The sequence below is a fragment of the Arthrobacter sp. E44 genome, from assembly GCF_041877125.1.
Lineage (GTDB): Bacteria > Actinomycetota > Actinomycetes > Actinomycetales > Micrococcaceae > Arthrobacter.
In genome coordinates this window covers 22,363-29,003 of record NZ_JBHDJA010000034.1, presented here as the reverse complement: position 1 = coordinate 29,003, position 6,641 = coordinate 22,363, and the positions used below count along the sequence as shown (strand labels likewise).

Below are 6,641 nucleotides of genomic sequence, written 5' to 3'. Positions count from 1 at the left end.
CAACCGCCACGACATCGCGGCGGAACTCTTCGGGAAAGGCTTTGGGCATGAGGAACATCCTTCCACCCGCAAGGATCAAATCCTCACAGGCAAAGTGTCAATCAAACCTTCAGCAGTCCCTCCCTCGCTTCGGCCGTGATATTCGTAGCAGCATTGTTCGCTACGGCCCAGCCTGCTGAGGCCGATGATCCCATTGTCCTAGACCCCGGGCTCGGCTGCCCGGGCTTTGCTCTGCAACTCCAAGGCACTGGGGGGAACCTACAGACGAAGGACTTCTACGATAAAAATGGGAATAAGGTCCGGACCATAACAGCCGGCAAGGGCGTCCTGTTGACCTACACAAACCTGAGCACCGGAAAGTCCATTACTTTTGATACGAGCGGTTCGGTTTCGAAGACGACCTACAACGCGGACGGCACCTACACCGTCAGAGCAAGCGGCCATAACGGTCTAGTTCTCTTCCCCTCGGACGTACCCGCAGGCCCGACCACCACTCAATACACCGGAACTATTGTCTACACCATTGATCCCACCACCGGGGTCTTCACTCTGGTAAGCAGCTCAGGACAGGCCGTGGACGTCTGTGCAGCACTTGCCTAGCTATGGGCATTGGAGCGGCCCATACGGCCATGAAGACAGGATGGGCCGCTCTGTCATTGCTACATCCATGTCGCCTGCTGGCGCGCCAGCTGATTGATTCCGTCCCTGCGAGCGGGGGGACTTGGTCCCATGCTCGTAACGCGACTTCGGGAGCAAGTCTCCCTTGCGATGTCGTTTTGTCACTTTCTCCCTCCGCTGCTGCCAAAAATCCCAGCGGTCTGCAGCTCTCTTGCTGATTATGTGGGCTGGCCCACAGGATTCCTGCATGACTTCACTTACCGTCTCAGGCCGCGTGGCAGAGTTTCTCAGCAGCTATGTCAGCGACGTCTTTGGCGTCATGGGCAACGGCAACGTCCATTTCCTGGACGCCGCGGAGAAGCAGGGCCTGCGCTTCACCGCCGTCCGGCATGAGGGCGCCGCCATCGCCGCCGCCGACGCCTACTACCGGGCGTCCGGACGGCTCGCCGCGGGCACCACCACATACGGCCCCGGCTACACCAACGCGCTCACCGCCCTCGCCGAGGCCGTCCAGGCGCAGATCCCGGTGGTCCTGGTGACCGGCGACGCGCCCACGAGCGGCGCCCGGCCCTGGGACGTCGACCAGGCTGCCATCGCCGCCGGCCTCGGCGCGGCCACCTTCACCGTCACCCGCGACGCCGCGGGCGCCGTCACCCGGCAGGCGGTGGAGTACGCACTCACCTGGCGCACCGCCGTCGTGCTTGCCATCCCCTACGACCTCGCTGCCCTCGAGGCGGAAGACGAGAACCTTCCGGAGCCGGCGGCACCCAAGGTAACGGACGACGTCGACGGCGGCCTTGGGCAGGTTGCCCGCCTCCTCGCCGGTTCCAGGCGGCCGCTGATCCTGGCCGGCCGGGGTGCGCACCTCGCCGGTGCTGGGCCGGAGCTCCGGGAGCTCGCCGACCGGCTCGGCGCACTGACCGCCGGAACCGCCCTCGCGCTCAACCTCCTCAATGGCGAGGGGTACCTGGGCGTGGCCGGCGGATTCGGCACCGACACCGCGGCCGCGCTGATGGGCGAGGCCGACGTGGTCCTGGTGGCCGGGGCGAGCCTGAGCCCGTTCACTATGCGGTTCGGGCACCTGCTCGGTCCGGATGCCACGGTCATCCAAATCGATACAGCGGCGGAGCCGACCAACCCGCGGGTGGACCTGTTCGTGCAGGCGGACGTGAAGGCTGCTGCTTCGCGGCTGTTGGCTATGGTTGACCGTGAGGCTGCTGCTGTTGCTTGGCGGGAGGAAGCTGCCCGGCGTCTGGCTGTTGGGTCGGGCTATGCTGCTGGTTCTGCTGAAACCGTGGATGGGCGGCTGGATCCACGTAGTTTGGCCTCCGCGCTCGATGCCGTGCTGCCGGAGCGCCGCACGGTGGTGCAGGACGGCGGGCACTTCATCGGCTGGGCGCCCATGTACTGGAACATCCCGCGGCCGCAGGACCTGGTGATGGTGGGGACGGCGTTCCAGTCGATCGGCCTGGGCCTGGCCAGCGCCGTCGGGGCAGCCCGTGCCGTGGAGGACGGTCGGACTCTGGTGCTGGCCTCCGGCGACGGCGGTTTCCTGATGGGCCTGTCCGACCTCGAATCGCTGATCGCTGCCGCCCGCAGCGCGATCGTGGTGATCTACAACGACGCCGCCTACGGAGCCGAAGTCCACCAGTACGGATCGCAAGGGCTGACCGAGAAGCCTATGTTGATCCCCGAGGTGGACTTCAGCGGCGTGGCCCGGGCTTTGGGGGCCGAGTCGGCTGTTATTCGTTCGCTTGATGATCTGTCCGCTCTGCAGGACTGGATCGACGCCGGCGCTCGTGGGACCTTCGTGGCCGACTGCCGGATCACTTCCAGCGTCCGCGCACCATGGCTGACAGAGTGGATGGCGGCTTCGCAGGCGGCGAGGGCAGCTGTGGCCGGATAGCAATGCAAGCACCGCTTGGCTCGCGTACGTATACGGACTATGCGGCGGGTTTGGCCCGCGCGAGCTCAAGACCCAGCAGAATTATGACCGGAGCCGCAAGGAGAACTCCGAAGAAGAGCACCGCGCCACTGAGAAACGGCACCGCCAAGAGTGCTGCCAGGAGGGCGAACCCGGCGAAGCTGATGGACGTGATCGGCGCACCGTGGGTACGTTCGCGCTGACTGGCCAGCAGGACGATTCCGGTAGTGACGTTACCCAATGCCGCTACCAGCAAAAGGAAGCCGGCGATCACGTTGGAGGCGAATCCAGCCATGGATGCCACCAGCAGGACGGCGCCGAGCACGATGCTGACGATACCGGCACCCACACGCAAGCCCGAAGACTTTGGTCTTGGAGCCGTCTGGTACCACTGCGGCGCATGCTGCGGTGGCGACGGGTCAAACTCGAGCTGCGAGTACCGCGGCTGCTGTCCATTACCTACCCACGGCGTCGGGTTGTATGGCTGGGTAGTTCCCTGCCGTTCGTAGCCCTGCGGGGAGCTAAAGGGCGCGCGCGAAGGGTAGCCCGGCCCAGGCATCGGCGCCGGCGGAACCGGCGGTGTATTTTCGGTCATTAGTCCTCCTCCATTAGGCTGCTAGTTCAAACCCCAGTAGATTCTGGATTTACTATTCATTGACAGGCGCTTTTGGACGAAGATCTTGCCGCCTTCGATCGCCCCCAGGGGCACATCCATGCAAACTTGATAGTTGGCCTGACCGCCCTTTTCCAGCGTCGGCACATTCATGGCCCCGTTGTCCAAGGAAGCCCCGCACGAACTTGCGTCGTACTGCCTCGCATCGGTACCTACAAACGTCGGCGTAAGATCGATCCAAGGATTTCCCTCTTTGGCCCCTGCGTAGGTCACCGAAAGATCCACGAGGATGTACCTCCCTTTAGGAGGCTTATTGAACATATTGTTGGCGACTACCTCGTCAGTCGCGTTGAGTTTAACGCTAAGAACTTGAACTTGATATTCGTTTCCCACGATGGCTGCTGCTCCGACGGGATGCGGCTTTTCAGCTGACCCGTCGACGACCGCCACAACTGCCTCGGGGCTACTGGTTGCAGATTGTGTCGAATTGGCCGACGGGAGGATCGACTGCGTTACAGCTGGTTCAGCATTTGCGACGCGTCGTTCGTTTGAGGTTGATGAGTAGGCCATCTGAAATGTAATAACGCCGATAAGCGAAACTCCTCCAATAGCGAGGGCGGCGATAGTCAAGCCTTGCGCCGGAAGTCCAGCACGTCGCGCAGCAGCTAAGCCAACGATGGCCATGACCACTCCACTAAGTCCCAGGAGGAAACTCAGGATGTTGAGGATCGGGATCCAACACAAGACGATTGCCACCGCAGCAAGCACAAATGCTGTGGTTGTAAGGGCCTGGCCCCGGGGTTCCGGAGAGAAAACCGTCTCAGGGATTTCAATCCAGAATTCGTGTCCGGGCGGAGCAGGACCCCACGCAGGATCCGGGTGCCAGCCCTCGTGCGGCTGCCAGCCAACTGGCGGTCGAGGCCAGTTGCCCGGCGAATTATAGACTTTCAATTTTCCCCCTGAAAAGCTGACCGAGCTATCCCAACCCGTTGGGAGAGCATAGCCCTAACGGGCTCGTCGTCATGGGAGTTTTGGCACAGGATTACCGCAGGATTGAATCAAATTGGGCCGCTCCCGGACCCATCGTCCAACGGTGAATCGACACAATTCCGTAAGCTCGTGAAAAACCATGCCATGCGGTCAAAATGTTGCTTACAATGAGATTGCCGTTGCTTGGGGGGGAACGAGCCTAACTTGTCACTCCACCTGAACTGGTTATCAGCGGCAATATTAGACCGCATCACACAAAGGACAGTCATGAGTGAACCGTACGCCCCTCCCCTTAACCAAGGATCTTCCGCGCCGGGCAACTACCAGCCGCAGAAGGGTAACGGATTCGGGACCACCGCCTTGGTTCTCGGCATTGTCGCCGTCGTCTTCGCAATCATTCCCATTCTGGGATTTGTTGCATTTATCCTTGGGCCACTGGCCATTATCTTTGGCGGTATTGGCCTGACCCGGAAATTCACCAAGAAGGGCACTTCCATCACCGGCCTCGTCCTGGGTGCCGTCGCCATCGTTGTTGCCATCATCGTCACCTCGATGCTGGCTGCAGCCGCGAACGGGGTAAGCGACGCCCTGAACAAGGAACACAAGATTGAGTACGTCGTGACCACCACGGGCCCTGCAAAGGTTACCTACTGGAATGGTGATGGTTCCTCGAACGAGGACATTGCTGCCAACTGGAAGAAGGACGTGACCGCCAAGGGCATCAGCTTTAGCACGCTCAGCGTCACGGGCGACTTCAGCGCGGCGAGTTCTGTTACCTGCGAAATCCTGGTTGATGGTGCGAGCGTCTCCAAGAACAGTGGTTCTGGCACGGCCGCCATGGCTTCTTGCTCCGGAAACTCCAGCGCGAAGTAGCAAACGGATTCACAAAGAACGTCGAGGTAAAGCTACCTCGACGTTCTTTGTTTGTGCTGCCTCCCTACAACCACCGTTGACGGAGCATAGGGAACGGCTCCCGCACCTGATCTACCACCTCCAGCGAAACCTCGCGCTAGTGGGGGCGTAATGGAGTTCCGTGACAAGCCGGGCAGTGCCTAGAACTCGTGTCTCAGGCAGCTATGGAGCGGGAGGCGGCGGGTCTGCGGGCCGCTCGGCGCGCCAGGGCTTCCGCCACTCCGCAGCGTCCCAGCCGTCCATGATGTAGATGCGCTCATGCGCCACGCGGTCGTCCCGGAATTCCAGAAGGTTGACGGTAAACATCCAGGGAGCACCGTCGTAGCTGATCAGGTTTTCGACCACCACCTGGTCATCGCGGCGGGTGATCCGGCGCGTGTGGAATTGAGTTTGGCCGGGTACTGGCGGCGCCATTCGCGGAAGTTGGGCACCCCTCGAACCGTTCGCCGGACTGGGGGAACTCAAGCACCGCGTCGTCGTGGTAGATCTCGTGGGCAACGTCCTCGTCAACGCCGGAGTGGTCCCAGTGCCGCCGCAGCGCGTGCAACAGGTCTGAATCGTCGAGCATCTGTACCTCCCGGGCCGGAATCAGATGCTAACCCCTGGTGCCTGCCGCGACAATGGACCTTGGTCCCTCGCCGATCCCCGCACCACGTTCCGGCCCCTCCTGGGTGAGCGCCGCCGTCGTACGCCCCTGCTCAGGCGCGCTTCCGCGATCTACCGACATACAGACTTTGAAGCAGATCCGCGGCTTAGGATTTCTTCCATGAAGATTGCCGTTGCAGGGGGAACCGGTACAGTCGGGCGCCACGTTGTGGCCATCGCCAGGGAGCGCGGGCACCAGGTGGTCAGCCTCAGCCGCGCCGAAGGGGTGGACCTGGTCAACGGGCGCGGCCTCGAGCAGGCACTCCAGGGCGTCGAAACGGTCATCGACGCCTCCGGCATCCAGACCCTGTCCACCAAGAAAGCCGTAGATTACTTCACCAACGCCACCCAAAACCTGCTGGCAGCCGGGAAGAAGGCCGGCGTGACTCACCATGTGGCGCTGTCCATTGTGGGCATCGACAACGCCGATTCAGGACTGTACGCCGGGAAGCTGGTGCAGGAAGACGAGGTCAGGCACGGCGGCATTCCGTGGACCCTCCTCCGAGCCACCCAGTTCCACGAGTTCGTACCGATGTCCCTCAGGGCCGCCTCAGTGGGTCCCCTGGTCTTCGTGCCCACGATGTCCACCCAGCCGGTCGCGGCCAAGGAGGTGGCCGAGGCCCTGGTGGACGCGGCCGAGGCCGGGCCGAAGGGACGCATCCCGGACCTCGGCGGCCCGCAGGCCGAACAACTGAAAAACCTCGTCGCTGCCTACCTGGCCAAGACGCAGCAGAAAAAGCGGATCGTTCCCCTGCGCGTTCCCGGCCCCATGGGCAAGGCCATGCGCAAAGGCGCGCTGATCCCGGCGCCAGGTTCCGCCGTCGGACGCCAGACGTTCCTGGAGTGGCTCGACGCCAATAACGCCGCGTAAAAGCCGATGCTAAATGAGGCAGTTGCCCCATGCCCCTGCTGCAGCCCCGCCCTAGCTCAAGGCATGGC

General features: G+C 62.5%; 8 protein-coding genes. 4 read left to right on the top strand and 4 right to left on the bottom strand.

Going from position 1 to position 6,641, the window contains the following annotated elements; all coding sequences use genetic code 11:
- The first annotated feature begins 135 nt into the window (after positions 1 to 135).
- The gene (locus tag ACETK3_RS20265) at positions 136 to 600 is read left to right on the top strand and encodes a hypothetical protein (protein WP_373993488.1); all 465 of its coding nucleotides are present in this window, start codon (positions 136 to 138) and stop codon (positions 598 to 600) included.
- A gap of 265 nt (positions 601 to 865) precedes the next feature.
- Complete coding sequence (locus tag ACETK3_RS20260; protein ID WP_373993487.1) at positions 866 to 2,524, top strand: thiamine pyrophosphate-binding protein; 1,659 nt, start codon at positions 866 to 868, stop codon at positions 2,522 to 2,524.
- Positions 2,525 to 2,561: 37 nt separating this feature from the next.
- On the opposite strand, the gene ACETK3_RS20255 is transcribed toward ACETK3_RS20260, so the two are convergent.
- Positions 2,562 to 3,137, bottom strand: a complete 576-nt coding sequence (locus ACETK3_RS20255; RefSeq protein ID WP_373993486.1) for a hypothetical protein — start codon at positions 3,135 to 3,137, stop codon at positions 2,562 to 2,564.
- 21 nt (positions 3,138 to 3,158) lie between these two features.
- Entirely contained in the window at positions 3,159 to 3,839 is a 681-nt protein-coding gene (locus ACETK3_RS20250) for a hypothetical protein (protein WP_373993485.1), read from the bottom strand.
- 573 nt (positions 3,840 to 4,412) lie between these two features.
- On the opposite strand from ACETK3_RS20250, the gene ACETK3_RS20245 reads away from it, so the two are divergent.
- Positions 4,413 to 5,018 (top strand): hypothetical protein, encoded by a 606-nt coding sequence (locus tag ACETK3_RS20245; protein ID WP_373993484.1) that lies wholly within the window; start codon positions 4,413 to 4,415, stop codon positions 5,016 to 5,018.
- A gap of 201 nt (positions 5,019 to 5,219) precedes the next feature.
- Here the strand turns inward: ACETK3_RS20245 and ACETK3_RS20240 are convergent, their stop codons facing one another.
- Together ACETK3_RS20240 and ACETK3_RS20235 are read right to left on the bottom strand one after the other, a co-directional pair.
- Entirely contained in the window at positions 5,220 to 5,405 is a 186-nt protein-coding gene (locus tag ACETK3_RS20240; protein WP_373993483.1) for a hypothetical protein, read from the bottom strand.
- Between the two features lie 4 nt (positions 5,406 to 5,409).
- The gene (locus ACETK3_RS20235) at positions 5,410 to 5,625 is read right to left on the bottom strand and encodes a hypothetical protein (protein WP_373993482.1); all 216 of its coding nucleotides are present in this window, start codon (positions 5,623 to 5,625) and stop codon (positions 5,410 to 5,412) included.
- A 198-nt stretch (positions 5,626 to 5,823) separates the two neighbouring features.
- On the opposite strand from ACETK3_RS20235, the gene ACETK3_RS20230 reads away from it, so the two are divergent.
- Complete coding sequence (locus ACETK3_RS20230; RefSeq protein ID WP_373993481.1) at positions 5,824 to 6,573, top strand: SDR family oxidoreductase; 750 nt, start codon at positions 5,824 to 5,826, stop codon at positions 6,571 to 6,573.
- Positions 6,574 to 6,641: the final 68 nt, after the last annotated feature.

Coding starts and splice junctions, on each gene's coding strand:
- ACETK3_RS20260 (WP_373993487.1), top strand. CDS start 866: ATGACTTCACTTACCGTCTCAGGCCGCGTGGCAGAGTTTCTCAGCAGC.
- ACETK3_RS20255 (WP_373993486.1), bottom strand. CDS start 3,137: ATGACCGAAAATACACCGCCGGTTCCGCCGGCGCCGATGCCTGGGCCG.
- ACETK3_RS20250 (WP_373993485.1), bottom strand. CDS start 3,839: ATGGCCATCGTTGGCTTAGCTGCTGCGCGACGTGCTGGACTTCCGGCG.
- ACETK3_RS20245 (WP_373993484.1), top strand. CDS start 4,413: ATGAGTGAACCGTACGCCCCTCCCCTTAACCAAGGATCTTCCGCGCCG.
- ACETK3_RS20235 (WP_373993482.1), bottom strand. CDS start 5,625: ATGCTCGACGATTCAGACCTGTTGCACGCGCTGCGGCGGCACTGGGAC.
- ACETK3_RS20230 (WP_373993481.1), top strand. CDS start 5,824: ATGAAGATTGCCGTTGCAGGGGGAACCGGTACAGTCGGGCGCCACGTT.